Annotated in this window: 27 protein-coding genes and 1 pseudogene; 14 read left to right on the top strand and 14 right to left on the bottom strand. The window is 47.7% G+C overall.

Annotated features, from left to right (window positions below):
• On the bottom strand, positions 1 to 705 hold a 705-nt coding region (locus DIJ65_RS01120; RefSeq protein WP_185959466.1), incomplete at its 3' end, for a helix-turn-helix domain-containing protein.
• A 360-nt stretch (positions 706 to 1,065) separates the two neighbouring features.
• On the bottom strand, positions 1,066 to 1,617 hold the full coding sequence (locus DIJ65_RS01115; protein WP_071152429.1) for a hypothetical protein: 552 nt from the start codon (positions 1,615 to 1,617) through the stop codon (positions 1,066 to 1,068).
• Positions 1,618 to 1,967: 350 nt separating this feature from the next.
• Here DIJ65_RS01115 and DIJ65_RS01110 point away from each other — a divergent pair, with 350 nt between their 5' ends.
• A complete protein-coding gene (locus DIJ65_RS01110) occupies positions 1,968 to 3,158 on the top strand; it encodes a D-alanyl-D-alanine carboxypeptidase family protein (protein WP_071152428.1) in 1,191 nt (396 codons plus the stop codon).
• A 192-nt stretch (positions 3,159 to 3,350) separates the two neighbouring features.
• Here DIJ65_RS01110 and DIJ65_RS01105 read toward each other — a convergent pair whose 3' ends face one another.
• Both DIJ65_RS01105 and DIJ65_RS01100 read right to left on the bottom strand, forming a co-directional pair.
• Positions 3,351 to 3,635 (bottom strand): putative quinol monooxygenase, encoded by a 285-nt coding sequence (locus tag DIJ65_RS01105; protein WP_071152427.1) that lies wholly within the window; start codon positions 3,633 to 3,635, stop codon positions 3,351 to 3,353.
• 3 nt (positions 3,636 to 3,638) lie between these two features.
• The gene (locus DIJ65_RS01100; protein WP_071152426.1) at positions 3,639 to 4,316 is read right to left on the bottom strand and encodes a type 1 glutamine amidotransferase domain-containing protein; all 678 of its coding nucleotides are present in this window, start codon (positions 4,314 to 4,316) and stop codon (positions 3,639 to 3,641) included.
• A 550-nt stretch (positions 4,317 to 4,866) separates the two neighbouring features.
• On the opposite strand from DIJ65_RS01100, the gene DIJ65_RS01095 reads away from it, so the two are divergent.
• Positions 4,867 to 5,583, top strand: coding sequence for a 3-ketoacyl-ACP reductase (locus tag DIJ65_RS01095; RefSeq protein ID WP_117302224.1), 717 nt, complete (start codon positions 4,867 to 4,869; stop codon positions 5,581 to 5,583).
• Between the two features lie 76 nt (positions 5,584 to 5,659).
• Here the strand turns inward: DIJ65_RS01095 and DIJ65_RS01090 are convergent, their stop codons facing one another.
• Positions 5,660 to 6,436, bottom strand: coding sequence for a 2-keto-4-pentenoate hydratase (locus DIJ65_RS01090; RefSeq protein WP_117302222.1), 777 nt, complete (start codon positions 6,434 to 6,436; stop codon positions 5,660 to 5,662).
• Between the two features lie 1,135 nt (positions 6,437 to 7,571).
• Between DIJ65_RS01090 and DIJ65_RS01085 the strand changes: the two genes are divergently transcribed.
• The 3 genes from DIJ65_RS01085 (at position 7,572) to DIJ65_RS01080 (ending at position 8,683) form a co-directional block, all read left to right on the top strand.
• Complete coding sequence (locus DIJ65_RS01085; protein ID WP_117302220.1) at positions 7,572 to 7,919, top strand: hypothetical protein; 348 nt, start codon at positions 7,572 to 7,574, stop codon at positions 7,917 to 7,919.
• A gap of 89 nt (positions 7,920 to 8,008) precedes the next feature.
• Positions 8,009 to 8,167 (top strand): hypothetical protein, encoded by a 159-nt coding sequence (locus tag DIJ65_RS16185; protein WP_154718722.1) that lies wholly within the window; start codon positions 8,009 to 8,011, stop codon positions 8,165 to 8,167.
• A gap of 126 nt (positions 8,168 to 8,293) precedes the next feature.
• Positions 8,294 to 8,683, top strand: a complete 390-nt coding sequence (locus DIJ65_RS01080; RefSeq protein ID WP_117302219.1) for a VOC family protein — start codon at positions 8,294 to 8,296, stop codon at positions 8,681 to 8,683.
• A 58-nt stretch (positions 8,684 to 8,741) separates the two neighbouring features.
• Here the strand turns inward: DIJ65_RS01080 and DIJ65_RS01075 are convergent, their stop codons facing one another.
• Both DIJ65_RS01075 and DIJ65_RS01070 read right to left on the bottom strand, forming a co-directional pair.
• Positions 8,742 to 10,808 (bottom strand): penicillin-binding transpeptidase domain-containing protein, encoded by a 2,067-nt coding sequence (locus DIJ65_RS01075; protein WP_117302217.1) that lies wholly within the window; start codon positions 10,806 to 10,808, stop codon positions 8,742 to 8,744.
• A 261-nt stretch (positions 10,809 to 11,069) separates the two neighbouring features.
• The gene (locus DIJ65_RS01070; protein ID WP_117302215.1) at positions 11,070 to 11,624 is read right to left on the bottom strand and encodes a hypothetical protein; all 555 of its coding nucleotides are present in this window, start codon (positions 11,622 to 11,624) and stop codon (positions 11,070 to 11,072) included.
• A gap of 131 nt (positions 11,625 to 11,755) precedes the next feature.
• Here DIJ65_RS01070 and DIJ65_RS01065 point away from each other — a divergent pair, with 131 nt between their 5' ends.
• Positions 11,756 to 12,877, top strand: coding sequence for a hypothetical protein (locus DIJ65_RS01065; protein ID WP_117302214.1), 1,122 nt, complete (start codon positions 11,756 to 11,758; stop codon positions 12,875 to 12,877).
• 83 nt (positions 12,878 to 12,960) lie between these two features.
• Positions 12,961 to 13,332 (top strand): hypothetical protein, encoded by a 372-nt coding sequence (locus DIJ65_RS01060; RefSeq protein ID WP_117302212.1) that lies wholly within the window; start codon positions 12,961 to 12,963, stop codon positions 13,330 to 13,332.
• Between the two features lie 690 nt (positions 13,333 to 14,022).
• On the opposite strand, the gene DIJ65_RS01055 is transcribed toward DIJ65_RS01060, so the two are convergent.
• The 4 genes from DIJ65_RS01055 to DIJ65_RS01040 form a co-directional block, all read right to left on the bottom strand.
• Entirely contained in the window at positions 14,023 to 16,392 is a 2,370-nt protein-coding gene (locus DIJ65_RS01055; protein WP_117302210.1) for a M14 family zinc carboxypeptidase, read from the bottom strand.
• A 368-nt stretch (positions 16,393 to 16,760) separates the two neighbouring features.
• Positions 16,761 to 17,066, bottom strand: a complete 306-nt coding sequence (locus tag DIJ65_RS01050) for an RNA polymerase sigma factor (RefSeq protein ID WP_185959465.1) — start codon at positions 17,064 to 17,066, stop codon at positions 16,761 to 16,763.
• A 189-nt stretch (positions 17,067 to 17,255) separates the two neighbouring features.
• Positions 17,256 to 17,912 carry a DUF4085 family protein gene (locus tag DIJ65_RS01045; RefSeq protein WP_117302209.1) on the bottom strand — a complete coding sequence of 219 codons (657 nt, stop codon included), beginning with the start codon at positions 17,910 to 17,912 and terminating at the stop codon, positions 17,256 to 17,258.
• 243 nt (positions 17,913 to 18,155) lie between these two features.
• A complete protein-coding gene (locus DIJ65_RS01040) occupies positions 18,156 to 19,067 on the bottom strand; it encodes a TIGR01777 family oxidoreductase (RefSeq protein WP_117302207.1) in 912 nt (303 codons plus the stop codon).
• Positions 19,068 to 19,257: 190 nt separating this feature from the next.
• Here DIJ65_RS01040 and DIJ65_RS01035 point away from each other — a divergent pair, with 190 nt between their 5' ends.
• From DIJ65_RS01035 to DIJ65_RS01020, 4 genes are all read left to right on the top strand, one after another.
• On the top strand, positions 19,258 to 19,479 hold the full coding sequence (locus tag DIJ65_RS01035) for a hypothetical protein (protein ID WP_117302206.1): 222 nt from the start codon (positions 19,258 to 19,260) through the stop codon (positions 19,477 to 19,479).
• A gap of 145 nt (positions 19,480 to 19,624) precedes the next feature.
• The gene (locus DIJ65_RS01030; RefSeq protein ID WP_117302204.1) at positions 19,625 to 20,044 is read left to right on the top strand and encodes a hypothetical protein; all 420 of its coding nucleotides are present in this window, start codon (positions 19,625 to 19,627) and stop codon (positions 20,042 to 20,044) included.
• Complete coding sequence (locus tag DIJ65_RS01025) at positions 20,020 to 20,757, top strand: hypothetical protein (RefSeq protein WP_117302202.1); 738 nt, start codon at positions 20,020 to 20,022, stop codon at positions 20,755 to 20,757. Before DIJ65_RS01030 ends, DIJ65_RS01025 begins: the two co-directional genes overlap by 25 nt.
• Before the next feature lie 25 nt (positions 20,758 to 20,782).
• Complete coding sequence (locus DIJ65_RS01020) at positions 20,783 to 21,298, top strand: hypothetical protein (protein WP_117302201.1); 516 nt, start codon at positions 20,783 to 20,785, stop codon at positions 21,296 to 21,298.
• Between the two features lie 98 nt (positions 21,299 to 21,396).
• Here DIJ65_RS01020 and DIJ65_RS01015 read toward each other — a convergent pair whose 3' ends face one another.
• Positions 21,397 to 21,939, bottom strand: a complete 543-nt coding sequence (locus DIJ65_RS01015; RefSeq protein WP_117302199.1) for a 2'-5' RNA ligase family protein — start codon at positions 21,937 to 21,939, stop codon at positions 21,397 to 21,399.
• Positions 21,940 to 22,035: 96 nt separating this feature from the next.
• Entirely contained in the window at positions 22,036 to 22,863 is an 828-nt protein-coding gene (locus DIJ65_RS01010) for an undecaprenyl-diphosphate phosphatase (protein ID WP_117302198.1), read from the bottom strand.
• A gap of 192 nt (positions 22,864 to 23,055) precedes the next feature.
• Between DIJ65_RS01010 and DIJ65_RS01005 the strand changes: the two genes are divergently transcribed.
• The 3 genes from DIJ65_RS01005 (at position 23,056) to DIJ65_RS00995 (ending at position 24,142) form a co-directional block, all read left to right on the top strand.
• On the top strand, positions 23,056 to 23,274 hold the full coding sequence (locus tag DIJ65_RS01005; RefSeq protein WP_117302196.1) for a hypothetical protein: 219 nt from the start codon (positions 23,056 to 23,058) through the stop codon (positions 23,272 to 23,274).
• A 97-nt stretch (positions 23,275 to 23,371) separates the two neighbouring features.
• A complete protein-coding gene (locus DIJ65_RS01000) occupies positions 23,372 to 23,674 on the top strand; it encodes a TIGR04104 family putative zinc finger protein (protein ID WP_117302194.1) in 303 nt (100 codons plus the stop codon).
• A gap of 12 nt (positions 23,675 to 23,686) precedes the next feature.
• Entirely contained in the window at positions 23,687 to 24,142 is a 456-nt protein-coding gene (locus DIJ65_RS00995; RefSeq protein ID WP_260678678.1) for an HIT family protein, read from the top strand.
• A gap of 622 nt (positions 24,143 to 24,764) precedes the next feature.
• Here DIJ65_RS00995 and DIJ65_RS00990 read toward each other — a convergent pair.
• Positions 24,765 to 25,208, bottom strand: a pseudogene (locus tag DIJ65_RS00990) (DUF4385 domain-containing protein); the annotation flags it as partial.
• Positions 25,209 to 25,598: the final 390 nt, after the last annotated feature.

Below are 25,598 nucleotides of genomic sequence, written 5' to 3'. Positions count from 1 at the left end.
GGAGAGGTTAATCATGCCGTCCGTAATCTTCCGGTCCGTTCCGACAAACGATTTCACCACGGTTCGCATATTGTCGTAAGTGAATACAGATGGAATGAAACCTAAGTGGTCAATCAGTTTGGTATGCGCATCCTGTACGCAGATCATCGTCTCGGATTCATAAAGCAGCGCAAATCGATAATTGCTGTAAGCCAAGGTGAAGACCGCCAGCGAATAGGATTTCTGTTTCCCATCAATCACCAGTTTCACTTCTCCCCAATCAAATTCCACTTCCCAAGCCGCTGAATAGCGTTGGCGAATATAGACCTCTTTTGCCCGTCTCTCCTCGGTATTGACGAAATTCCGAACCGTCGTATAGCCGATGTCATATCCTTCTTCTTGCAGTTTTTCATACATATCAATCTTTTTCATTTGTTGCTTGCTCATGTTGTTTTTGCGTTTCCATTCATTATCCTGAATGAATCCCCTGAGCCTTTCTACGATCTCTTCCGTCATTTTGCGTTTCACTCCAGCCCTTTTCTTGTAGGAGGGAGGCGATAGAATATCCTCTGTAACCGGCAGGTTACGGACATCGGCTGCCTTACTTTTCTCGAAGGCTTTAATGTACTTGGTAATGGTATTTCTGGAGATATCAACTTCTTTAGAAATTTGTCGTTGGCTGACATCCTGAAGATGCAGCTGAATCACCTGTTGCTTCTTGTTCAATGTAATCACTCCTGTTTTCCCCCTAACGATTGTGCTAGGGTTATTTTCCTACAGAAGTGGCTCAGTTTTCAATTGCGTTGGTGGCTCAGTTTTAAGTTACCATATACAAGGAATGGGGTTTTCGAATGAGTAAGTTTGAAGCAATTAACCCCGAGTACGGGCAAGAGTATATCGACATCAAGCACAAGCACCAGAAAGAGCTGGGGATTCTGTAAATTCATTGAAAGATGCCCGTCATGTACTCCATACATGACGGGCATCTTTTTGTGTCGAACACTGGCTTATAGTCGCATAATTTTATATTAATAGATTTGTCACTTTTCATCTACGTTAGCCTTATTTCACTCAGAGAGATTACAATTATTCAATTTCATTATTGTCACTATCATAAAATGTTAAATCAGCAGGAAAAGGTCGTTCTACGCCAGTTGGAATTTTTGCGAATTGCAAAAACGTTTTGTCCCCGGAAACATCGAATGTAAAATCATATTCACCAGTATGCGCAACAGCTAAAATATGATCAACTTCCAAATCCGGATTTCCACCGTATAAAATCATATACTTTCCTTTATCAGTGTCAATGACTTGATAAGATGAATGATGAAATCCAGTACCGTATCCCGCAATATCAATCTTGAATTTTCCATTTACACCTTTTACTAACCGGGAATAGCCATAGTCCCCATTATCTAATTGGAAAAGAATAATATGCGATGTGGTATCCTCCAGTTGTTCCATCTTTAATACTGTTGGGTTGATTTCTTCACCATGCGGTCGATTCAACCAGGTTTCTAAATTAGATTGAATGGCCTCATCATTATTCTCTATATGATACTGATTCAGATAATACAAGGAATATCCCAGTGCTGCTATGACAATCATAGAAATAAAAACCAATAATTTTTTACTCAAAAAAATGCCCCCTTAAACGTGTAAAACATTTTCATCTTCTGATTTGATTCGTTAGAAGAATAAAAAATATGATTATATATCAGAATTAGACAACTCAAGCGTATCATATATTTCCTTATTTGGAATAAAACTTCCTTTAATTTAAAAGTCATACATTCCCTCTTCTTCTTTTACTAATCCTCTCCTCCCCCTTTTACTATAGCAACAAAATTCTGGTCGAACGAACTGTTAATTATCATTTTTATTATTAGAATTGAACTATTTTTAAGATTCCCTATTTAATGTTTATAGGCACTCCCTACGTGGTAGGGCAGTACTAAAGAAGGGAAAAATTCACTAGGAGGCTAAACATGAAAAATTCAGCTGGAATTTTCACTGGCAGGCCATTCATTTTCCTGGGAATGGTTACCCTGCTCTTGTCACTTTTCTTGCCACTGACAGCTTTGGCCCATGACAAAGACGAGATTCTTCTCGTCAATAAACAGAATTCCCTTTCTGCGGATTATGTGCCAGACAACCTTGTTTATCCAAATGTCGCTTTTTCTTCAGACGGTGAGTTGATGCAGCAGCATGCAGCCAATGCCCTTGAAGAAATGTTTGATGCCGCGGGCAATGACGGCGTGCAATTGTATGCAGCATCCGGTTACCGGTCCTATGACTATCAAAGTGATCTTTATCAGTACTGGGTCAACCGGTACGGTGAAGAAAGAGCAAACCAAATCAGTGCAAAACCCGGCGAAAGTGAACACCAGACCGGGTTGGTGATGGACGTGACAAGTGCTTCTGTCGATTATGAGCTGGATCAATCTTTCGGTGATACGACGGAAGGCCAATGGGTTGCCGACAATGCGGCAAATTACGGCTTCATCGTCCGCTACCCGGAAGGAAAACAGGACATAACCGGCTACCAATATGAACCCTGGCATCTGCGCTATGTCGGGGTAGAGCACGCGACGACAATCGCCGCCAATAACCTGACACTTGAAGAATACCTTTCCGAGGATTCTTCGGACGGAACAAGAACCTATACCATCCAGGCCGGAGATACCTTCTGGAAGATCGCCAATGATTTTGGAACAACAGTCAGCCGGCTGCTTGCGTTAAATCCGGATTACGATCCACTCACTTTGCAGATTGGGGATCAAATCCTGTTGCCCGGCAATGGCTCAACAGATCCCGATCAACCCGATGAAGGAACCACCTATACGGTCAAAGCGGGAGACACGTTCTGGGGCATCGCCAGTAACTACAGTGATGTAACCGTACAGGAGCTGATGGATGCAAATCCGGATATTGCTCCGAGATATCTCAGTATCGGAACAACACTTACGATTCCAACTTCTTCTGATAATCAGAATGGGGACCAATTTGTAGAAGCTACCGGCAATGTCTGGATTCACAGCTCTCCTGATTTCACCGTCGGCTCAAGAAACGGCGTTTTCTATAAAGGAGAACGCGTAGAACTGCTGGGTGAAACGTCGAATATGTATCAGATACCAGACGGTTATGTATCGAAAAACTATGCAGAGATCGTTGAATAAGAGCAATATGTGTGAATAAAAACCCTTTCCTTGGATGGAAAGGGCTTTTTTTGAACTGTCCATCCTATTAAAAGTCGAGATGATTTCTGTAATATCCACTCCTTTTTTATTCGCAACTGGAATTTATCGCAATAAAAAATGCAGAACTCCGCGTCGTTCCTTTGCGAAGTTCTGCATTTATTGTTAAATGAATTAAAGTGCCTTCAGCTTGAAGACTTCTCTTCTTGAAATCAGGTCCGCCGTGTTGGCGCGGTATTCCTGATAATGAGCGGAGCCGACATGGCGCTGCAACGCGTCGATGTCCTTCCACGTTTCGTGAAGGACGAACGTGTCGTCTTCAATCGACTGGTGAAGCACATAGTGGAGGCAGCCCGCTTCTTTGCGAGACGCTTCCTGCACTTTGTTCAATTCCGCCAATAATTGGGCTTCCATGTTTTCCTTGGGCTTCATGATTGCCGTAATGACGATGGGTTCCATGGCTCAGCTCTCCTGTTTGCTGCGTTTATCCAAAGCTTTTACCAATTCTTCGGCCAGAGCTTCAGAAGAAAACGGATCGCGTCCGGTCACCAATTGGTCATTGCCCCATACCACTTGTTGGTCGGCGGTATAGTTTCCTACTTTGCTCATTTCACCTTCCAGGCTGAATGGCAGAATCGCAGGAAGGCCTTCCGGTTCAACCGCTTCTGGATAGCCTGTTACGTCCAGGCCGTCAATGATGCTTTTGCCGTCCGGACGTTTTGTCCACAGCAATGGAGCCGGTCCGTGGCATACGGCCGACACGATATTGCCATTGTCGTATACGCCATTGATAATGTTATGCAAGGTTTCATTTTGCGCCAGGTCATACATCGCACCGTGGCCGCCTACGATGAATACTGCGTCATAGTCTTCCGGCGTGATCTCCGAAAGTTTTTTCGTGTTGTCGGCTAAGCCCGATTCATACATTTTCTTGTATTTGCCTTCCGGGTCATATTCTTTCGAGATGCTGGCCTGGTCGATTGTGGGTTTGCCGCCGCGTGGTGAAGCCATATCCACTTCATGCCCTGCTGCTTCCAATATCTCCATCGGTGCAAATAATTCTTCGCCCCACCAGCCGGTTTCATAATTGTTTGCCAGATCCTGATGTCCACTTGATACAACTGCTAATACTTTAGCCATTATATTGTTTCCTCCCTTAAATTAAAAATCATCTTGCTACTAGGTGTTCCCGATTGTTTTCCGCATTAAACAAAGTGTAGAAGTTGAAGTAAAGAATCTAACGTAGCCGATATTCCGCAAAACAACTCCGCTTTCCTGGGGGCTTGCGCCGAGCTAACTGCGGACTTCGTCCGAGTGGATCTCGGCACTTCGCTTGGTCCCCATGGAGTCTTCGTTGTTTTGCTCCATATCTTTAAAGATTTCTCTCAGCGCCGGCGCGCCTCCGGAGCAGGCGAATGCCGACGAAGCAAAAGACGAGTGATCTTCTCGGCTTATTGTGGGAGCCAAGGTGTGCCACGAAGATGGCACCTCCTTTGCGACGAGCTTGCGCAGGAGCATAATCTTTGCCCTTGTCCAAAGCGCTGAAGCGTCATATTCATGCTAACTCTTTTATTTATTTAATATATAACAACGCAGATAATTCCTGTCCCGAGTTCTTCATTTGGATTTTTACCTCCGCACTTTGCTACACTGATGTGTGAAACTGATTGATTACAGAGGAGTTGTTCATATGCAGAACGTTAAAGGAAAAAACGCATTGATTACAGGAGCCGGCAGAGGCATCGGCCGCGCGACTGCCATCGCGTTTGCGGCGGAAGGCATCAATGTCGGACTGGTTGGGCGCACAGCGGCCAACTTGGAGAAAGTCGTGGCTGAACTCGAGCAATACGGCGTGAAAGCGGTATTCGCTGCGGCTGACGTCGCGGACATGGAGGCGGTCAACGCAGCCGTTGAACATATCACGGGCGAACTCGGACCGATCGATATCCTGATCAACAATGCGGGCATCGGCAAATTCGGCAAGTTCCTCGAGCTGCCGCCGGAAGAATGGAAAGCGATCATCGATACGAACCTGATGGGCGTTTATTATGTAACCCGCGCTGTGCTGCCGCAAATGATTGAGCGCGAATCGGGCGACATCATCAACATTTCGTCAACGGCCGGCCAAAAAGGTGCACCGGTGACAAGCGCGTACAGCGCATCGAAATTCGGCTTGATGGGCCTCACAGAATCGTTGATGCTGGAAGTCAGAAAGCACAACATCCGCGTCACTGCCCTGACACCGAGCACAGTTGCGACTGACCTCGCGATCGACTCGAACCTGACAGACGGCAATCCGGACAAAGTCATGCAGCCGGAAGATATGGCTGAAATGATGGTTGCCCAGCTGAAGCTGCACCCGCGCGTGCTGCTGAAATCGGCTGGACTGTGGTCGACGAACCCGTAATGGAAATACAAAAAAACGATGCCCATCATGCAGCTGCATGGCGGGCATCGTTTTTTTGTATTGGAGATTATTTTTATTATGATTGGAATGTAACTTCCACTTGGCCGAGCGTTGAATAGCTTACCCTATAAGTGCCTTCTTCAGCGGCGATCGGTGAAATGAATGTACCAGATGAAATCAGCATACCTTTTTTCAGAACTTTTTTGTGCTCAGTAAGTTTGCGGGATAACCAGGCTACAGCCGAAACGGGATTGCCCAAGACGGCAGAAGCCGTTCCTTCCTTGATTTTTACACCATTATGAAAAAGTTCCATTCCCTCATTTGCCAATTCTTCAAATGATGGAGGCGCAACGGATTCTGCCACAATCACCCGTCCAACCGCTGTGTTATCACATATCAAATCAGCTAAAGAGAAATTGGGAAACCAGTCCTTATACCGCGAATCCGGAATCTCAATTCCTGCTGCGATCTCACTTTTCCTTAAAATCTCTTCCTCATCGGCTCCTGGAGATAAATCCTCCGTTAAGATAAACATGATCTCTGGTTCGATCAGCGGAGAAAACATGGACGAAAGCGAAAGCACTTCCCCACTTTCCAGCAGATTGGACCGTAACAAAGTTCCATAAGCCGGCTCATGCGTTTTCGCAATGGCTTGCGTCTCTGCGCTCGTCATGCTGATTTTATAACCCGCAATTTCGCCTTGCAGGTTCGCAATTCCTTTAACCACTTCCTCTTGGACTGCATAAGACGTGTCTTCATCCACCGTATATTCATGGCGAATAAACTCGATGGGCGTTTCAGTTTTGTGTGCCTCTGTTATCTTTCCGGAAACTTCCTTCACGAGATTTGTCATTTTCACAACTCCATTTCAGTAAGGTTTTTAAAAAGGATCATTTCCATTGGATGCCCTGTTTAACTATAAACTATCCCTCATTTCGGATTGTGAGTCCAGTGTTTATTTGACAATAATCTTCCACATTGCAGGTAACGGAGATTCCCTCACGGATAGAATGGTTTAGATGACGTATAGCGAGCTTTTGTTGTCGTATAACGTAATTTACCTCACGGAGCCACATTGGTATCCAGTGTCCCCATACTTCAACCCGCTCACTCCTGGTGAAGTGCTGAATGGTCGCAGTCCGCCGGGCGGACTGCTTTGGGCGGGGCTGCGGCCCCCGCCCGTTTTTGGCCAATAGGGGGTTACTCGCATGAAGGGGGTTGCTTACTGGTTTTCTCTTTTCACCTTATGTTTTTTGGAGTTTATCTTACGGTTTTGAGATTTTATCTTACAGTTTGAAGGATTTATCTTACGGTTTCACTTTCTTATCTAACGAATCCACTTTTCACCCCTCTCACTCCTGGTAAAAAGCTGAATGGTCGCAGTCCGCCAGGGCGGACTGCTTTGGGCGGGGCTGCGGCCCACGCCCGTTTTTGGCCAATAGGGGGTTACTCGCATGAAGTGGGTTGCTAACCGGTTTTCTCTTTTCACCTTATGGTTTTTGGAGTTTGTCTTACGGTTTTAAGATTTTATCTTACGGTTTGAAGGATTTATCTTACGGTTTCGCTTTCTTATCTAACGAATCCACTTTTCACCCCTCTCACTCCCGGTAAAAAGCCGAATGGTCGCAGTCCGCCGGGGCGGACTGCTTTGGGCGGGGCTGCGGCCCCCGCCCGTTTTTGGCCAATAGGGGGTTACTCGTATGGTGTGGGTTGCTTACTGGTTTTCTCTTTTCACCTTATGATTTTTAGGGTTTGTCTTACGGTTTTGAGGTTTTATCTTACGGTTTGAAGGATTTATCTTACGGTTTCGCTTTCTTATCTAACGAATCCACTTTTCAACCCGCTCACTCCTGGTTAAAAACGGACTGCTTCAGGCGGGGCCACGGCCCCCGCCCATTTCTGCCCCCCAAATGGTTTCCCCTTCAAAAATCGGGTATAGAAAAAGATGTTCGATTAGAATCGTTTTTATTCCCGAAGGAGGAAAATGCATGCATTATCAACTGAACCTGCACCTGTCACGCACAAAAAAAGATTATTATTGGCTGTTCAACAGCGAGCAGGATACAATCACCGTTTTCAATGAAGTCGTGGAGATGTTCAAGAAATACGAACCACAGAATACGGAGGCATTTCAGAAGGAGCAGCGGCGCGAGCTCGAGGCGACAGGCACCAGCAATTCCGTCCAGATCGAGGTCGTCAAGGTTGATAAGGAAGCGATCATCCGCTCTGTATCATATAACGAGATGTTTTACGAAGAGCGGCATTTTGATGATATTTATGAGACGTTGACGGAAAAGCTTGGCATGCCGGAGGAAGAGTCGGCAGATGTCATCTGATCTTTGAGCATTCCCTTGTGACGGGAATGCTTTTTTTATTGAAACATTTTCCCCTGTCCTCCGTATAATAATTATAGGGGGAATGAATTATGAGCGATGCAATGTTTACGATATTTCCGATTCTGACAATTATATTTTCACTGGTACCCATCGCACTGGCGATTTATGTCGTCATCATGTGGGTGAATTTGACGAAAGAGCGCAATGCGTATTTGAAGCAGATTGCGGAGGAATTGCGGAAGCGGTAACGATAGTGTCCGGACATATCTATTGTCCGGACGTTTTTTATTTATATAGAAGGTTTTTGGGATTCGAATCCCGAATTTCACTACTTAGAAGATGATTGCAGAAAATACCCCAAAGGAGTGATCCGATTGATCAATAAACTTGGGCAAGTGATGGTGTATGTGGAGGATCAGGACAAGGCTGTGAAGTTCTGGACGGAAAAAGCGGGGTTCACGGTGATTGCGGATGAAGGTTCGCCGGATCAGGGATTGCGGTGGATTGAAATCGCTCCGACCGAAGACGCGGCGACGACGATTGTGCTGCACGACAAAGAAGTCGTTTCGAAACTGTCCCCCGAATTGGAGCTCGGCACGCCTTCTTTGATGTTTTATACCGACGGGGTGGATAAGCTTTATGCCGATTTCAAGGAACGGGGCATTACTACCGGTGAACTGGTGAACATGGGCATCGGCCGCAGCTTCAACTTTGCGGATGACGAAGGGAATTATTTTGCGGTGATGGAGCGTCTGGAAGACTGATGGAACTGAAAAACCAGGCCAGGACTAACTTGCATAGTCCCCGCCTGGTTTCTTTCATTTATTCCTTATGGTCTCTCAACACACCCGCAACTTTTCCGGCCACATAATCGCTGCCGTTCGCCTCATCCTCGATGCCTTCGATCATCATCGCGATGATGGCTTCCGGGTTCTCGGAGTTGTAGCCGACAAAGTAGCCGTTTTCTTTGCCTTCGTCTTCAGTGCGCATCTTGAGTTCAGCCGTACCGGTTTTGCCGGCAATTGCCACTTCGCCGATATTGGCGGATTTGGCGTAGCCGTCGGTCACGGCACTGCGCATCGCTGTGCGCAACAATTCGGCGTTGTCATCGCTCACCAGACCCTCTTGCCAGACGGTCGGCTCATCCTCTTCCAGGAACAGCGACGGTTCGTATATGGTGCCGCCGTTCAGGAACGGCTCGTACATCGCCGCGAGATGCAGGATATTGACGAGCATCTGCCCCTGGCCGTAAGCGGTGTCAGCTGTCTGGCCGTCCGAGCCGAACGTTCCCGAATTGGTGATTTGGGACGGCTGGAGGTTCAGGACAAACGGAATGTCGTCGGTGAAGCCGAAATCCTTGTAGCCGGAAATGAGATCTTCCCGTCCGATGTCCAGCCCTTTTTGTGCGAAATAAATATTGTCCGAGTAGACCAGTGCTTTGTGCAGATCGACCGGATTTTTAACGTCATCGTGAAGCCGCGTGATATGGAAGCCGCCCCATGAACCGTTCAGCTGCCAGCGCTTGCCTTCGATGTCGACGCCTTCTTCCGGATCGATGGCACCCGTTTCAAGCCCGATTGCCGCGGTTACCGGCTTGATGGCAGAGCCGGGTGAATAGGAAGCGGCAAAACGGTTGAACAGGGGTTTGTCCGGATTGTCGGACAGCTCCTGATAGCGCGAGCCTGTGATGCCTTTCATGAATGCGTTCGGGTCATAGGCAGGCGAGCTGACGAGCGCCAGCGTTTCGCCGGTTTCCGGATGGACCGCTGCACCTGCTCCGGGTTCCCCGCCCATCGATTCGAATATCGATTTCTGCAGTTCGGCGTCGATTGTCAGTTTGACGACTTCGCCTTCGCCTGCATTATTTTCGAATATCGTGACCGGGTCGCTGCCATCACTCTTATGGGCAATGACACGGACGCCCGGCTTGCCGCGCAGCCGCTCTTCCAGTGCCCGCTCCAGCCCCTGGCGGCCGATCATATCGTTCGGGCCGTAGCCTTTGTCTTCCAGTTTTTCCAACTGCTCCCCCGTGATGGGTCCGATATAGCCGACCAGGTGGGCCAGCGCTTCCCCGTATGGATAGTTGCGGAATTTCGATGGTTCCTGTTTCGTGCCCGGAATCGAGAATACGCGGTCAAGCGTCAATTGATCGCTCGCCGGCACCTGTTTGATCGGCACGAAGTAGCCCGGCTGCACCCAGCTTTTATTCATCGCGCCTTCGATTTCTTCGACTTCAATGTCGAGTGCCCGGGCCAGTTTTTGCTTCTGCTCCGGCGTATTGAAGTTCTGCGGCACAACGCCGACCATCATCGCTTCGCTGTTCACCGCAATCGGATTGTCGTTGCGGTCAACAAGTTCCCCGCGTTTCGCTTCGGTCATCTGCACCTGGACTTCATCGCCCATTTCGAGCTTCGGCAGAATGTAGGTCGGGTTCCATTCGACGAACCAGTCCTCCACTTCCGCATGCGTTTCGTACAGCATGGTCAGCGTTTGATCGAATTCGATCGGCCCTGCCGTCGTTTCCATTTCGACATGAATATCGAAATTCGCCGGCGCGTCTTTGGCATATTCCACCGCTTCTTCCGGCGCGGTATACGTCACATTGACATCACTGACGCCAAGCTGGTCGTAAATCTCTTCCTGCCACGTCACAAAATTCAGGGATCCGTATACATCCTTCGATCCCTGGTTCAGGAAAGAACCGTACATTTTCGAAAATTCCTGGTTGTTCCATAACTCGACGTATTGCTGCGCGCGCGCTTCCGCTTCAGATGTCTCATCCGCTACGGCTTCGTCCGGCGCCGCCTCTTCTTCCGGTTCTTCCTGACAGCCTGCAAGGAGAATGATCAAAACAATGAGTGCGAAAATCCCGAGAAGTTTTTTGTCCATCCGTTTCCCTCCATTCAATTGGGCTAAAGCGACGTTGACATTATTGTATACAATAATAAGTTCTCTGTAAATTCTGATATTCCTTTATTTTGCCAATGAAACCAGTCGCCAAAAGCCTTCATCCTGTTAAGTTAACAGATTTTTACTGAAAATAAAACCAGAGGTGCCGAACCGTGAAATACTTCATCCATTTTGCGTGGCAGCAGGCGCTGGCCTGCACCTTCCCGCTGATCATTTTCGCAGCTGCTTTCTCCTATTTCATTAAAATTGCAGGAACTGTTCATAACCTTCCGCGAAAAAATTGAATCTGTTTTCGATGGCGGGTTCCGGAAGCACAAATGTCAAAAAGTAATCTCCGTCATATTTATAGGTAACTTTGAAAAACCAATGCTCCTCAGTCTTTTCTTCGTTTTTATAAACAGTCACCCGGTGCTTTGAAAGAACCTGGAAGTCCTCGACATACTCATTCTGGAATGTCTCTTTAGCGGCAAGCTCCCCAATTGCAGGCTCATCGGATTCAGTTAACGCCGTACCCTTTTCAATGACGGCATATTGGTTGCCGTAATCTCCGCCTTTATCGAGATACTGTTCCACCACATAAATATTCTCACTGTCGTAATAACCATAATTCCGGGGCGTCAGCAGAAACGCCCCTTCAACTTCACCGAATTCCGCAAGATCTCTTTCGCCGACCAATTCTTCAACTTCGCCCTTGTTGGGAGTGGGTTCATAGGAAATCATGAACAGCATGGCAAGCCAGCCGATTCCAACTAACGCTGCCAGTGAAGCCAGGACCATTAAAAAGCGTTTGCGCATGACTGTTCCCCCTTCCCGTTTTCAAATGCATTTTTTAGAACCATGTTTCTTTCAGTCCATATTACCAAAAAAATCCATGACAATATATAGAATTGTGGTTTAATTAGAGTAGAGCTGGAGGGATGAAAATAGTGAGCAAAATGATGAAAGTCCTTTTATGTATGGCCGGTTTTTTAATAGCAGCAATTGTACTTTCCGTCAGTTTTTTCTATTCGAAGGAAGCACCTTTATCGAATGGGACTGAAACCCCAGAGAATGAAGGCAAAGCTGAGGAAGTCGCGGAAGAAATCGAACCGAAACCCGAGTTAACCGAAACCGAGCAATTGGCAAAAGATTATGCTGAAGAAAAATATGGCTTTGAAGTAGACGTTATCGAAGATGATGTGGCCAAGATTTATAGTTCGGCCGATGTCATTGTGTCACCGAAAAACGACGCAGGCATAAGATTCGGAGTGATGATTGACCCTTATGATCACACGATAATCAAAGATGACTACCAGTATGCTTTGGAAGCAGACAAAGAATTACAGAAGTTAAAACCTTATTTCCCTGCAATCGAAGACCTGGGTTTTACTGGAAGTGATAATAGCGGCATTCGTCTCAATTACATTGACGAATCCACTTTCTTGAGTTTGCGCAGTGATAAAGAAATAAATTATAAAACTTTTATAGAAAAAGAATTGGACCGCTATTATGAACTCTATCGGCTGATAAAGAAAAGCCAGATGAATCTTACGGGCATGAGTGTCTCAGGTAGTGATGAAGAAAATGGCTTTAGCCTGTATTTGGGTCCGCCTGAAGTAGTGAAAACCAAAGAAGAATTTTTAATCGGTCTCAAAACCGATCATTTAGAACTTGTAAATTACAAAATGGAAAGCCGGTTGGCATCTGAAGTAGAAACCCTTAATAATGATCGTTTCAATTTTGGAAACCCATATGACGCAACAACACATGACAACCCTTTTGACTCCTGGTTTTACTGTACAGAAGTTAATGAGAGTGCAGAATGTACTTCTGCAGGACTAGCGGTCACCTACCAAGCAGATAAACTTAACTCTAGTAATCCTCATTTAAACGAAGATTTGACGTCAATCTTTAATTTCATCGAGACTCATCTGGAACCTGAAATTAAAATTGAGTTTGTTACTATTGATGCTAAAGCCCCCTCAATAGAACATTTAGAGATTGGATATGAAGAACGGATGAAGTATGGGAATGTTGATGAACTGATTTCTTTTCTATTAAATGAATAAATATGATTTGTGGTGTCTCTTTCTGAAACTTATCTGAAAGCAATTACGGATGGTGTACCATCAGAAGAAACGGAGGCTCGAATATGGAAAATTTTGTGGGCTATATTTTTGTGGCGCTGACGATAGCCGGCTTTGGCTACGCGCTGGTGTGGCAGATCCGGGACACGCTGGAAATAAAAAGCGCGACGAAGCCGAAATCAGCTGTTGGCAAGCGGAAACTGGTTGGGTATTATTTGATGTCCGTTTCACTGGCTGGGTTTTTCGTTTCGTATTTGCTGAATGTGGCGATTGGACTTCTGATTTTTGTGCGGCCTGAAACTGTGCAGCACGCACTGGTCAACAGCAATACAACTGCTGCGGCCTGTTTTATCTTTTTAGTGGTTTACTTCGTCTCCAGGTTTTGGATTGTGCCGAAGGAAGAGACGGGCCAGCGATTGTTGAAGGTGAAAATTTGAAGAATATTAGCTAAGAAGCTGCGGAATTTCCGCAGCTTCTTTTTTTAGCTGACCTGGTGGATGGTTGTCTTCTGTTTTTATAGATTTGTCTTACGGTTTTAAGTTTTTATCTTACGGTTTGCAGATTTTATCTTACGGTTTCTCTCCTTTACCTAATGTTTCTATATATATAGCACTCACCCGGCTGGAAATCCGAATGGTCGCAGTCCGCCACGCGGACTGCTGGGGCGGGGCTGTGGCCCCCGCCCGTTTTTCGGCCAATAAGGGGGTTTGCTATTTTGGTTGGAGGCTAACTCACGTATAGACAGTTTTACCTGTCGTATAGATGATTTTAGCTACCGTATAAACTCGTTTACCTCACGCATCCAAATTCACATCGCCCTATGCACATACCCTCATTCAGTTGAAAAGCTGGCTTGTCATCCCGTTAAAAAAGAAGCTATATCAACCACTCTTCTACTTCTAATGTATAAGAATCTCATTATATTAAGAGTTCTCTAAAGATATGGAGCAAAACAGCGCAGACTCCATGGGGACCAAGCGAAGTGCCGAGATCCACTCGGACGAAGTCCGCAGTTAGCTCGGCGCAAGCCCCCAGGAAAGCAAGCTGTTTTGCGGAATATCTGTTTTCAACTCTTTATACCCTTCCACCAAAAAAAGGAGAAGCCACTTGGCTCCTCCTTGTTGATTTTATTTCGTGAACAATGCATTGGAAACGAGGCGGAACAGGTAATCGGTGTGGTCGCGGAATGTTGGCTCGAGACCGATCAGGGTTACGTCCTGGTCGTTTTCCTGGATGACTACCGGCTGGCTGGCAGCGGCTTCGCTGCCTTTCCAGTGGCCGGCGATGAAGAAATCGCCTTCGTCGTAGGACGCGTGCACTTCATCCGCTTCGACGCCGCTGTACCAGACCGGACGGTAGACAAACCCGATGTCGTCCTGGCTGTAGCCGGCTGTCAGGCCGCTGCCGTCGTAGTCGATGGAGACGATGCCGTTGCTGTTATAGCCGCCGACATTGACTGTTGCGTCGGTCAAGCCGAGCGTTTTCGTGGCACGGGACGCACCGGCGCCGGCCGCGATGTATTTGCCGCCGTTAGCGATGAAGCTTTCGACATTCGCTTTGAAGGCGTCATACTGGGCGGGATTTTGGAAACCGAATTCTTTGTTGCCTTCCCGTGATTGGGTCGGTGCAACCAGGCTTTCCGTACCGTTGTAAATGAAAGCGTCAAAGCCGTTCAGACCCGCTTCGGCCACTTCGACCGGAGACACTTCCGTAACGTCAAAGTTAAGGCGTTCAAGAGCGAGGTTCATGCCCGCGTGCGTTTGCTGCTTGTTCATGCCGCCGTCTTCCAGAAGTGCTACTTTAACGGAAGAGATGGCTTCGGCGTCAGCCGGCACCGCTGCAGATTCGATCTGCAGGCCGGATGCTTTTACAGCCGTCGCGATGGCATTGGCCGGAGCTTCTGTGTAGAAATCGCCTGCCGCGCTGCGCTTCACGTCAACGCCGGAAGCGAGCAGGGTATTGACGAGTTCGACTGCTTGGACAGAAGAATTCGGGATGACGAATGGCCCTTTGCCGGAAACGGCTCCCTGATTTTTCACTTCATTGACTTTCGCCGCTGTTACGTCCACAGCCGTTGTCACCGGGTTGGCTTCAAAGCCCCACAGTTCCGGCAGGCTCCAGGCCGAGATGTCGTACATGGAAGGCGTGTCATCAGTGATGTCCTCGCCGTCCCACAGGAACGTGTTGGCAAGGCCGGCTTTCGCCTGGTCCAGGTGGACAATGTACGACCCTTTGTCGTACGTTACGCCTTCCGCAGTGAACGCTTTGGAAGCGCGTACGACTTCGATGTCATTTTTGAGCAGGTGGTTGACCGCTTTTTCGGTTACGGTCGGATCTTGCTCATCGACCGGCAGGACATAGGCTTCCGGGAAAAAGCCTTCTTCATGCGTCGGATGGTCGAAAGTAATGCCGCGTTCAAAGATTTCCATCTGATCGGCGATCATTTCCTGTTTATTGTCTGTGGCGTATTTCAGTGCGCCCATGACGGCATCGTACATCCATTTCACGCCGTCTTCATCGTTGGTCGGCGCTTCAAGGGTGTGGCCGTATGCGCCGTGGTACATTGCATACATCGGTGTGAAGATTGGCGGGTAATCGTCCCAGCCGGCTGCGTCATCGCGCTGCGGCACATAGGTACCCGTCATCTCCTGATAAAGCGCGCCTTCGTATCCTTCTTTATTGTCCATAATTTCGGCTTCCATCGCTTCGGCCTGGCCGTATGCCCATTTGTTGTACAGGTCGTACTCGTAGTTCGGGTTATGCGGCGGCGTACACGGCTCAATCAGGCCCTGTTTGTTCGGCGCAAAGTTTTTCACATAGCCGTGAGTATCAAGGAACACCATCGGATTCCACTCCGTGATGAGGTCAACGGTCTGCTGCGTTTCAGGCTGCGACTGCGTCACGAAATCGCGGTTCAAATCGATGCCTTCGCCGTTGAAGCGCGTGGCGCCAACGCGGCCGTCGGGGTTGGCCACGACATTGAAAATCAGGACGTTATTGGCCAGAATATCTTTTGTCGTGTCGTCGTTTTCGGACGCGAAGCGCTCGATCAGCTGGATCGTTGCGTCACTCCCTATGAATTCTGTGCCATGAATCGAGCCGTTGATCATGATCGGCACTTTGAAATCCGGGTTTTCCGCTACCCAATCCTGAGCTTTGCCCGGATTTTTGAACATCTGCTTGCGCAGTGCCTGGATCTTGCCGAATTTGCCCTGCGATTCCGGGTCGGCAATCGTCACGACATACAGAGGGTGGCCGTCAGACGAGGTGCCTGTCACTTCCACTTTCACACGGTTCGACGATTTCGCGATTTCCTCCAGCTTTGGTCCGATCTCCGAAAACTTCGTAAAATCATAATTCTCGCTGTTGAATTTGCTGCCATCCTGCTCTTCCAGTGCATTTACGTATGTAACTTTCGGCGATTCCGCCACCACAGATGACCACGGTGCAGACGCCAACAAACTCGCTGCCAATAAAACACTGACTGATTTCTTCATATTCCACTCTCCTCTAAGTAATGTATAAATATTAACTAATTACAATAATATACATCTTTTATGCATCTTTCCATCGCCCAAAGGTTCTATCATTTTTCTGTGTTACTAGGCGAAAAGAATGTCAACGAGTGGAAGCTATGCCAGTTTCCGCCTCCCCCTGCCCCCTTTTTCACAACTCGGGTTACGAGAAATGCGTCGGGCTTGTGTTGCTGCCGTATAGCGGCGTTTACCTGCCGTATAGCCACGTTTACCTCTCGTATAAACGAATTTACCTCCCGTATAGCAACATTTACCTAACGCACACCAATTTCCACGCCAAAGTTGGTGACGCGCTGCTGGAATCTGAACATTAAAAAAAGCTGCGGAGGTTATCCGCAGCATACTCTAGGTTCGATCAGATTCCGACAAACCGTTTTCGGCCTGGGCCGCTCCTTCAGTTTGGCGCGGCAACATTCGATCAGCAGCAATGCCAGCCGTTTGTCGCCCATGAATTCATGTGGTTTGGTCCAAACTTGTTTAAATACCTGGGTGACGAGCTGTTCGCAGATGCGATGATCGGATTCTGCTTCAGAGGCGATTTTCCACAGCAGTAAATGATAGCGGTCATACAATTCTTCGAGCGCTTCCTTGTCTCTTTGCAGCAAAGCCTTCATCAAACGTTCATCTGCGCGCATTTTCTCACCCCTCTATTTCAAACTACCCGTCTCTTGCAAGACTAAACTCCCAGTTTGAATAAAAGATGAGATTATTGCATATTGTTTTGTAAAAAGGTGAATATCTGCCACTTTGTATACTTTCTAGGTTCTAATGGCTTATAATCTGGATTTAATTTCCATATAAAATCCAAAAAAGAAAACCAGATTTTATTCCAGTTCCTCGATTGCAACGTCCCGGCTGATGATCGTCACTTCCGACATCGGATTATCGAACAGCACATGCAGCTCAAAAAGTTCCCCGGTCAGGTAAATTTCGTTGTACAGCCACCAGGCCTGCGCCAACTCTGCCGGTATCGTCGCCTCCACCACACCCGTGAATGTCAGCTGGATTTTTTTGAAGTAGTGGAAGCCGCTCTGGCAGTCGAGCCGCAGGACGAGCACATCCTCCGAAGGGCGCTCAACGCTTGTGACCACGCAGTCGTGAAGGCTCTTTTCCGTCAATTGCACCGCACCGGCCGGCAAAAATTCCCGGATCGCTTCGTAGTGGCGGCTGTAATCATCGAGCAACACATCCACACGGGCTTCCTGGTCCGCCTCCCATTTCGCGATCATGTCCCTTAGCTCGGGCGGCGGATAGGCGGAATTGATCGTGCCGTCGTAAATATACGGATGGAACGACTCAGGCAGGAACTTCAGAAGATTTTCTTTCATCTCTTCCAGTTCCCGTCGCTGGATTTCCGCCGGATCTACGCCATCCGCGCGGTAACCGGCCTGATACGCTTCCCATTCTTCTTCGGTTTCAGGGAAAGTCAGAAAACCGGCCACCTGCATCTCGTCATACCATTCTTTCGTAAAGTACTTCATCTTCTTTCCCCCCTCAACACGTCTATAAAACAGATTATACTTGTTCTTGTTTCAGAAATGAACATTAAATTATTGTGTGAAATTAATAAAACTTCTATAATGCTATACTGCAAAAACGCTTGGACTGACGTTGGGTGACACTTGCGGGACTGAGTCTCGACGGCGAAGCAGCAAAGCGGTACATAACTATCAAGTCGAAGGAAATAACAAAAACTGCCCCGCAAATGAGCGGAACAGCAGCTGTTATTGCACTTGTTCTTGTTTTTGTTCCTGCAGGATTTGCCACAAGGCTCGGTCCAGACGGTCGTAATGGAACCGGAATCCCGCCTTTTGGAGCCGCTCGGGCAGCACCCAGCGGCTCTTCAGGATCAGTTCGGTTTCCGTGCCGATGACCATCGCTCCGAGGCCGAGCATCCACTCGGGTGCCGGCAATCCTGTGCGGCGTCCCATGGCCCTTCGCAGCTCCTCCATAAATTCCTGATTGGTCACGGGAGTCGGCGCCGAGGCATTGAAAATGCCTGACAGGTCTTTCCGGCCTTTCAGAAATGCGATGATGGCGCAGACGTCTTCGATGTGGATCCAGCTGAACCTCTGCCTGCCGTCGCCCTGCTTGCCGCCAAGCCCGAATCGCACGAGGTTGATGTAAGGCTCCATGACACCGCCATCCGCTCCGAGCACAATGGCGAGCCGCAGCGCAACTTGGCGGGTTTTTGGCAGCTGGAAATCGAAAAAGGCATCTTCCCACGCTTTGCCGACATCGACCGAAAAGCCGGAACCCAGTTCGCCGGTCGATTCCGTCATCGGGCGGTCCTCTGCATGCCGGTAAATCGTTGCCGTGCTGGAATTGATCCACAGGTCGGGCGGATTCTGGCACTTCTGTATCGCCTGGCCGAGCGCTTCCGTCGTCCTGGTCCGGCTCTCACTAATTTCCCGTTTGTTCTTTTCAGTATAGCGGCAATTCACCGACCTTCCCGCCAGGTTGATGACCATCTCGGCCCCTTCCAGCGCCTGGATCAGTGCCTGTTCATCGTGCCACGACACCTGGCCCGGCTGCCGCGAGATGATATGTACGATATAGCCCTGGTTCGTATACGTGCGTTCCAAACATTGTCCGATAAACCCCGTTCCGCCTGCCAATACAATTTTTTTCAGCATCACAAAAACCCCTTCTGCGTTTTTTCCTATACCTATTAGACGTATGAGGAACTGGAAAAGATTCACTTTTTATGTTATTTTCCTTATTTTACAAAATCTTTTTAAAATGGGACTGTATAAAATGGCATATTATGTTAGCCTTTATTTATCGAAATAAAAGCAGAAACATCTTCAGACAGGAGCGATCATCATGAAAAACAAATTGAGCGCTTGGCAAAAATTATTCCTTTTATTCGCAGGAGTCCTGCTGATTTCAAGCGCCATCTTTTTAACCCAGTCCTATTTCAGCTACCAGCAGGTCAAAGCCGCATCGGATCAATGCTATGACCAGGGCGGCTTCCCGAAAGTTGTGAAATCCGGCTTTGAAGTACAAGTGTTTGAGTGTAATTTTTATGACCAAGCGAATGACTAATGGGTTTACAATCGAGGCAAAACAGCAGCGCCCCTCAAACCAGAACTGGATTTGAAGGGCGTTTGTTGCAGAATGAAACTTTTTTGCGTGCTTTCTGTCTACTAGTTTAAGAAATGGTTCATTTTTTGAAAGGAGCGAATAGACCTTGTTGAAAAAAATTGTCAGTTTTTATTGTTTATTATTATCGCTCGGTGCATTTTTTCTCGGCACTACCATATTACTTGGAGATGGCATGTTTGCCGACTTTCCACCGGAATGGGTCGGTGTCATGCCATTCACTAGTTGGGCAAGCCTCGCTTTGTTTGGAATGATTGTGTTCGGAGTTGGCAATGCCGTTACCGGCATCTATGGCTTGAGAAAGAACGACAATATGGTTTTTGTGCTGGCCATCCTCCTCGGAGCTGTCTGTTTTCTGTGTGCTTCTTTGCCGATCATACTGCTCGGCGAATGGTATTTGCCCATCGTGCAATTGTTCCTGGCAAGTGCCATCCAGATACTACTTGGGATCATCGGTTTGATTGTCCATAAGGGGGGAAAGAGATGCGGCGAAAAACTTTCTTATTAATACTCCTGCTTTTAGGGATGCTGGTTTTGCAGGCTTGTGGCCAAGGAGGAGAAAACAGCTCTGGCGACAATTCCTCCGGCGATAACGGCGAATATCCATACGGCCATTACGAAGACGATAAAATGATTGGCAAGGTATGGGCCGTTCACGACACGGAGAACGTCATTGAACTGGATATTTCTGAATGGAAGAAACGCGACCTCAAAGGTCCAGGGATGGAGGATATAGGATATGTTTTTAATGCCACTTATTCTGAGGAAACATCTTTTACCTACGAAGACGGCACCGAAGCTTCAATTGAAGAGGTTAAAAGCGGGCATAAATTGTTGATCAATCCTCCAGCACGCGGCGATGACTTTGAAGGTCACGCAGACGAGGTAGTGTTATTGGAAATGACGTATAAAGAGAAATATGGCCGTCTGTTATCGCATATCGACGGCTATAATATTGTGGTTATGTATGAACCGGGCAACCCGCCCCCACCGGAGATGCAGGATTCGTTATTTGAGGAAGTCGGTAAAATCGTGGAGGGAACAGAGCACGATGTCGTAGCTTCTTGGATCGAGTATGACCCAAATTTTGTCGTTAACTACAAAGAAGAACTGGACATCGAACAGTTCCCGGTAATTTTTGTCTATAACCAGGAGGAGCTTCTGCTCAAAGCCTACGAAGTGGAGAAAGTCTACGATTTCTTAAGGGATTTAAAAGAGTAAAGCAAATGTAAAAGGAGTAGATTGAATGCTCAAACGCAAACTTATGCTGTTCGGACTGGCAGCCACCTTTTTGCTTTCCGGCTGTCAGGAAGAAGTGGTGGATGAAGTGAAGGCACCTGCGCCCGAAATTGGAACGACAGAAGAGCAAATTGCCGAGCTTCAGGACGATTTCCACGAAATTATCGGCGAAACTGACAGTGACTATGGGAAACTGGTCTTCTATTCCCTTGAAAACGAAGAGGATTACAAAGGTGTGGGATTGGCACTGTTCAATGAGGAAGATAGTAAGTGGATCTATTCAGCCGGCACTGCCCATTTAGTTTCGGCTAATCCGGAAACGACCGCGTTTCCCTCGGACAGAATCGAGATTAATGATGAAGTCAAAGTGGTTTATGGCTACATCAGCCATTCGTCCATTGAAGAAATCGAAGAAGTGAAAATCGAAGACATTGTGGATGGTACTTTGGAAGTACGGGAAGCTGTGATTTCGTATACATTTGTTTCCCCTGAAACAGAGATAACTGTATTGCCGGATCAGTAGCGCACGCAAGATGAACGCAAATAAAAACGCCTTTCCACAATGGATTGGCGTTTTTTTGATGCATTTAAGTTGAATCCTTCAGAGAGATTGCGCTCGTTTTACTTTCCAGTCTTCAACGGAAGATCCAGGTATTTCACATAACCGTCCTGGCTCGCTGCTTTCCGGTAGACCCGGATTGATTCCACTTCGAATGCCGGATTCGGGACGAGTTCCAGCGTTGCCGCTACCGCCATCTCGCTCAATTCATCACGCAACAATCCATAGGCTGTCTTTGCCAGGGTCATGTGCGCAAGAAACTGGTCCATTTCAAAGTATTGATCGATGTGTTCGGGTGTGATGCCGACCGTTTCCATCAGCTGGCGGTGCAATTGCTCGAGTTCCGGCGAATCGACGCTCAAATAGAGGATGTCTTCTCCAAAAAACTGCGGTTCTCCGAGTTGGATCTGAAATGCCGGGAATTCAGCAGCTGCCTGCTTCATCCCCTCCAACCAGCTTTCATCAGCAGTCAGTCCCCCTTGTGCCTTCAACGTGATGTGCGGTTCTACCATTTCTTCAATTCGATTGGCTGACCATTGGTTGCGGAACTCTCTTATTTTGCTCAATTCTTTTTCCGGCGGAACGATTCCTATAAAATATTGCATGCTGCTCATCTCCCCTTTTCTGAAAAGTCAGCGAGGTAAAAGCAAGTGCGCGTTCTTACTTCGCTTGTCTGATTTTTGCGTACTGCACATTTTTTATTAGAAATAAACCACGACGATCAGAAGGGCTGCAAGCACAAGCCGGTAAATGGCAAACGGCACCAGCTTGATCTTCGCTATCAATTTCAGGAAAAAGCCGATTGAAATCAAGGCGAAGACGAACGCGCTGACAAAGCCGACTGCATAGAACGACAGGTAATCCATCGACAGCTGGTCCCAGTTTTTCAGCACTGACACGAGGCTCGCACCGAACATGATCGGCACCGCCATGATAAAGGTGAAATCCGCTGCGGTGCGGTGGTTGAGGCCGAACAGCACACCGCCTGAAATGGTCGCACCGGAACGCGAGAAACCTGGCCAAAGCGACAGGGTTTGCACCAGACCGATTTTGAACGCCTGGATGTATGTAATGTCGTCAAGACTGTTGATTGTTGGTGTCTTCGGCCCGAATTTATCAGCGGCAATCATCAGGATCGCTCCTGCAATCAATGCATAGATCACCGTTTCAACGCCGAATAAATAGTCATCGATCAGGTCCTTGAAGGCAAAGCCGAGCACGATTGCCGGCAGCATGCCGATGATGACGTGCATTAAATTGAAGTTGGTATTGGCGGCTTGCCCTTCGATTTTGTAAAGCCCGACCAAGTTGAACAGACGCTTCCAGAAAACGGCTACCACTGCCAGAATCGAGCCCAATTGAATAACGATCTTAAAGGTGTTTGCCGGGTATTTCCCAAGAAACTCCTGTGATTTCAGCCACATATCATCGACGATGATCAGATGCCCTGTAGAAGATACTGGCGCAAACTCCGTCATGCCTTCCACAAAGCCCAAAATGAGGGCCTTCAATAAATCCAACCAGTCCATCGTCCATCCTGCTTTCTGTCAGTATCTATTCCTATTTAACGCCTGTTCGGGGTGGAGGTTGCGTATTTTGCGGATGCTTGCGAAATAAATTTTCGGGGAATTCTGCTGAAACTTCTGCTGGTTTCAAGCGTATGAATACTATAGCATGATATTAAATAAGGAATCAGAAAATTTTCGCAAGGAGGGAAGGAGATGGCAGAACAAGTGGAAATGAGTTTTAAGAATAAAGAGCTGAAGATGTGGTTTATGATTATGGTACCAGTCATTATTATTGGGACGATTGCTCTTTTTATAAATGACGGCACAACTTCCTGGCTGCAGTTCATTATACTTTTTACGGGCTTGGTCTCCTACTACACCTGGCGTTTCCAATACCGCAAAAAGAAGAAGAAAACTGACGCTAAAAAGTAAAGCAATCCTTTATTTCCCGGGAAATGCTGTGGAGTTTATTGGCTGTATGCTTTAGCATGAGGGAAAGTAATACATAGATTCGAATGGAGGACTTCAGATGCCACACTGCGAGAATTGCAAAAACGAATGGTCATGGGGCACGACTTTGCGTAAATCGTTTACGCTGGGCGAAGGAATGGAATGCCCGGAATGCGGCAAAACACAATACCTGACAAAGAAGTCACGGAAAAGAATGGGGATTGCAAACTTTTTTCCCCCAGTGATACTGTTGGGTTCTGCCTGGTTGTTCGACCTGAACATCGTTTCGGTGCTGGCGGTTGCGCTCTTTCTTTTCGCCGTCTTCATGCTGACCTATCCGCAAATGGCTGAACTTTCAAACGAAAACGAGCCGATGTGGTAATAAATTCGGGAGGTGCACAGGATTATGGAAAAGATAGAGGAATGCCTGGGCTGTAAGCTGGCCAATAACGAATTGGAGACGCAAGTCGTCTACGAAAACGCGTCAGTCACCTGCCTGCTCGACCATGATCCGTTCAATGAAGGGCACGTGCTGATCCTGCCGAAACGGCATTACCGTTATATCGATGAATTTGATGCGGAAACGGCGCAGGCAGTGATGACAGCGGCGCAATTGCTGTCGCGTGCCGTCAAATCCGCTTTCAATCCGGACGGCATTTCAATCTGCCAGAACGGCGGCTCGTTCGACGACCTGACGCATTTCCACATGCACGTCGTGCCGCGGCAGGAAGCGCAGGACTTCTCCACCTTTTATACGGATGACGCCTGGGATAACGAAGCAATAAAAGCGCGCTTGCCCGAAACGCGGGAACGCCTTGCGAAGCTGGTTGAAGAAATGGCTGCACATTAAGACGCCCTTCCTGTTGGAAGGGCGTTTTTTCAGGCTGTCGAGAAACCCTCAACTTCTATAATCTTCTATACTAGAAACAAGCTGATACGAATATCTTATGTAGAAATTGATCTAAAGATATGAAGCAAAACAGCGAAGACGCCCAGGGGAGCAGGCGAATGCCGACGAAGTGCTGAGATCCACTCGCGGGCGAAGTGCAACGAGACCGAGTTAGCTCAGCGCGAGCCAAGCGTGGCCGAAGATCTTTCGGCCAGCGCTTTGCGACGAAGCTAGCGCAGCGATGCAGGAGCACGGGTTTCAGGCAAGCGGAGCTGTTTTGCGGAATATCGATTACCTATCTTTCTTTCTAGACAAACTGTAAAACGCCCTTCCTGTTGGAAGGGCGTTTTTTCGGCTACTTCATTTCCAGCCCTTTTGCTTTCATTTCCTCCCGCAGTACCTGGATCGTTTTCGGTCCGACGCCGTGCAGCGCCAATAAGTCCTTTTCGGTGACGCCATCCAGTTGTGCGAGCTTGGTGTAGCCCGCTCCGATCAACGCTCTTGTGGCCGGCTGGCTGACGCCTTGGGGAAAATCGTTTGCTTTCATGGCCTGCTGCCCTTTTTTCGCCGACCCTTTCAGTTCCCCGTACTTATGCTGATGCTCACGTTTGCGCCGGAGGTAATCTTCGTCTTCCCGGATTTCGTCCCAGCGCTTCTTGAAAATCGCCGCCGATTCGGCTTTTTCCGGATCGATCTGGCGTTCCTTGATGCTGCGGTCTTCATTATATTTGCGGCCGCCTTTGTAATTCGTGTAACGCCGCGCACGCGTGTAGCCCATCTGGATGAATTTGCGCGCCATGTCCATGCCGACGAAATCGTCCTGCTTGCGGTATTCCTCGAACATTTCCGAAATCTTATCGCACGATTCCTGCGCAATTTCCGGCGTCTTGAAGCGCCAATGCGGCAGGATTTCGCCCTTATACGGTTCGACCAGCAGCACCCCCTGCTCGCCTTTGCCCACGCGGTACAACTCCGGATTCTTCCGCAGATCCAATTTCTCGTAATCCAACTCATAATCAAACGCCATCCGTATCACTCCTTATGAATTTCATACCCCGTTTGCGGGTGGAAAATGCAGCAGTCAGCTGACAATAAACTCAAACGTTAGATAGGATGTCAAAAACGTAAGATAAAAATGAAAAAACGTAAGATAGAAAACGGAAAACGTAAGATAGACATAAAAAATCGTAAGATGAAATTTCAGTTCATCGGATTCAGCAGCCATGGTATAGCCAAATGCCAGCTGGGTCCTCCTTGTAGAATTCACGCCCCTTTTCCCAGTGGAAAATACAGCAGTCAGCTGACAATAAACTCAAACGTTAGATAGGATGTCACAACCGTAAGATAAAAATGAAAAAACGTAAGATAGAAAACGGAAAACGTAAGATAGACATAAAAAATCGTAAGATAAAATTTC

The organism is Planococcus salinarum (genome assembly GCF_007004625.1).
Classification (GTDB): Bacteria; Bacillota; Bacilli; order Bacillales_A; family Planococcaceae; genus Planococcus; species Planococcus salinarum.
This window is presented reverse-complemented; position numbering and strand designations above follow the sequence as displayed.

Excerpts from the sequence above, each read along its gene's own strand:
- DIJ65_RS16185 (WP_154718722.1), top strand. The coding sequence starts at position 8,009 with ATGAGCGATGCAATGTTTACGATATTTCCGATTCTGACAATTATATTT.
- DIJ65_RS01035 (WP_117302206.1), top strand. The coding sequence starts at position 19,258 with ATGAAAAACAAATTGAGCGCTTGGCAAAAATTATTCCTTTTATTCGCA.
- DIJ65_RS01050 (WP_185959465.1), bottom strand. The coding sequence starts at position 17,066 with ATGCGCGCAGATGAACGTTTGATGAAGGCTTTGCTGCAAAGAGACAAG.
- DIJ65_RS01040 (WP_117302207.1), bottom strand. The coding sequence starts at position 19,067 with ATGCTGAAAAAAATTGTATTGGCAGGCGGAACGGGGTTTATCGGACAA.
- DIJ65_RS01070 (WP_117302215.1), bottom strand. The coding sequence starts at position 11,624 with ATGCGCAAACGCTTTTTAATGGTCCTGGCTTCACTGGCAGCGTTAGTT.
- DIJ65_RS01015 (WP_117302199.1), bottom strand. The coding sequence starts at position 21,939 with ATGCAATATTTTATAGGAATCGTTCCGCCGGAAAAAGAATTGAGCAAA.
- DIJ65_RS01000 (WP_117302194.1), top strand. The coding sequence starts at position 23,372 with ATGCCACACTGCGAGAATTGCAAAAACGAATGGTCATGGGGCACGACT.
- DIJ65_RS01020 (WP_117302201.1), top strand. The coding sequence starts at position 20,783 with ATGCTCAAACGCAAACTTATGCTGTTCGGACTGGCAGCCACCTTTTTG.
- DIJ65_RS01110 (WP_071152428.1), top strand. The coding sequence starts at position 1,968 with ATGAAAAATTCAGCTGGAATTTTCACTGGCAGGCCATTCATTTTCCTG.
- DIJ65_RS01055 (WP_117302210.1), bottom strand. The coding sequence starts at position 16,392 with ATGAAGAAATCAGTCAGTGTTTTATTGGCAGCGAGTTTGTTGGCGTCT.
- DIJ65_RS01100 (WP_071152426.1), bottom strand. The coding sequence starts at position 4,316 with ATGGCTAAAGTATTAGCAGTTGTATCAAGTGGACATCAGGATCTGGCA.
- DIJ65_RS01085 (WP_117302220.1), top strand. The coding sequence starts at position 7,572 with ATGCATTATCAACTGAACCTGCACCTGTCACGCACAAAAAAAGATTAT.
- DIJ65_RS01090 (WP_117302222.1), bottom strand. The coding sequence starts at position 6,436 with ATGACAAATCTCGTGAAGGAAGTTTCCGGAAAGATAACAGAGGCACAC.
- DIJ65_RS01060 (WP_117302212.1), top strand. The coding sequence starts at position 12,961 with ATGGAAAATTTTGTGGGCTATATTTTTGTGGCGCTGACGATAGCCGGC.
- DIJ65_RS01025 (WP_117302202.1), top strand. The coding sequence starts at position 20,020 with ATGCGGCGAAAAACTTTCTTATTAATACTCCTGCTTTTAGGGATGCTG.
- DIJ65_RS01010 (WP_117302198.1), bottom strand. The coding sequence starts at position 22,863 with ATGGACTGGTTGGATTTATTGAAGGCCCTCATTTTGGGCTTTGTGGAA.
- DIJ65_RS01095 (WP_117302224.1), top strand. The coding sequence starts at position 4,867 with ATGCAGAACGTTAAAGGAAAAAACGCATTGATTACAGGAGCCGGCAGA.
- DIJ65_RS01005 (WP_117302196.1), top strand. The coding sequence starts at position 23,056 with ATGGCAGAACAAGTGGAAATGAGTTTTAAGAATAAAGAGCTGAAGATG.
- DIJ65_RS01105 (WP_071152427.1), bottom strand. The coding sequence starts at position 3,635 with ATGGAACCCATCGTCATTACGGCAATCATGAAGCCCAAGGAAAACATG.
- DIJ65_RS01045 (WP_117302209.1), bottom strand. The coding sequence starts at position 17,912 with ATGAAGTACTTTACGAAAGAATGGTATGACGAGATGCAGGTGGCCGGT.
- DIJ65_RS01075 (WP_117302217.1), bottom strand. The coding sequence starts at position 10,808 with ATGGACAAAAAACTTCTCGGGATTTTCGCACTCATTGTTTTGATCATT.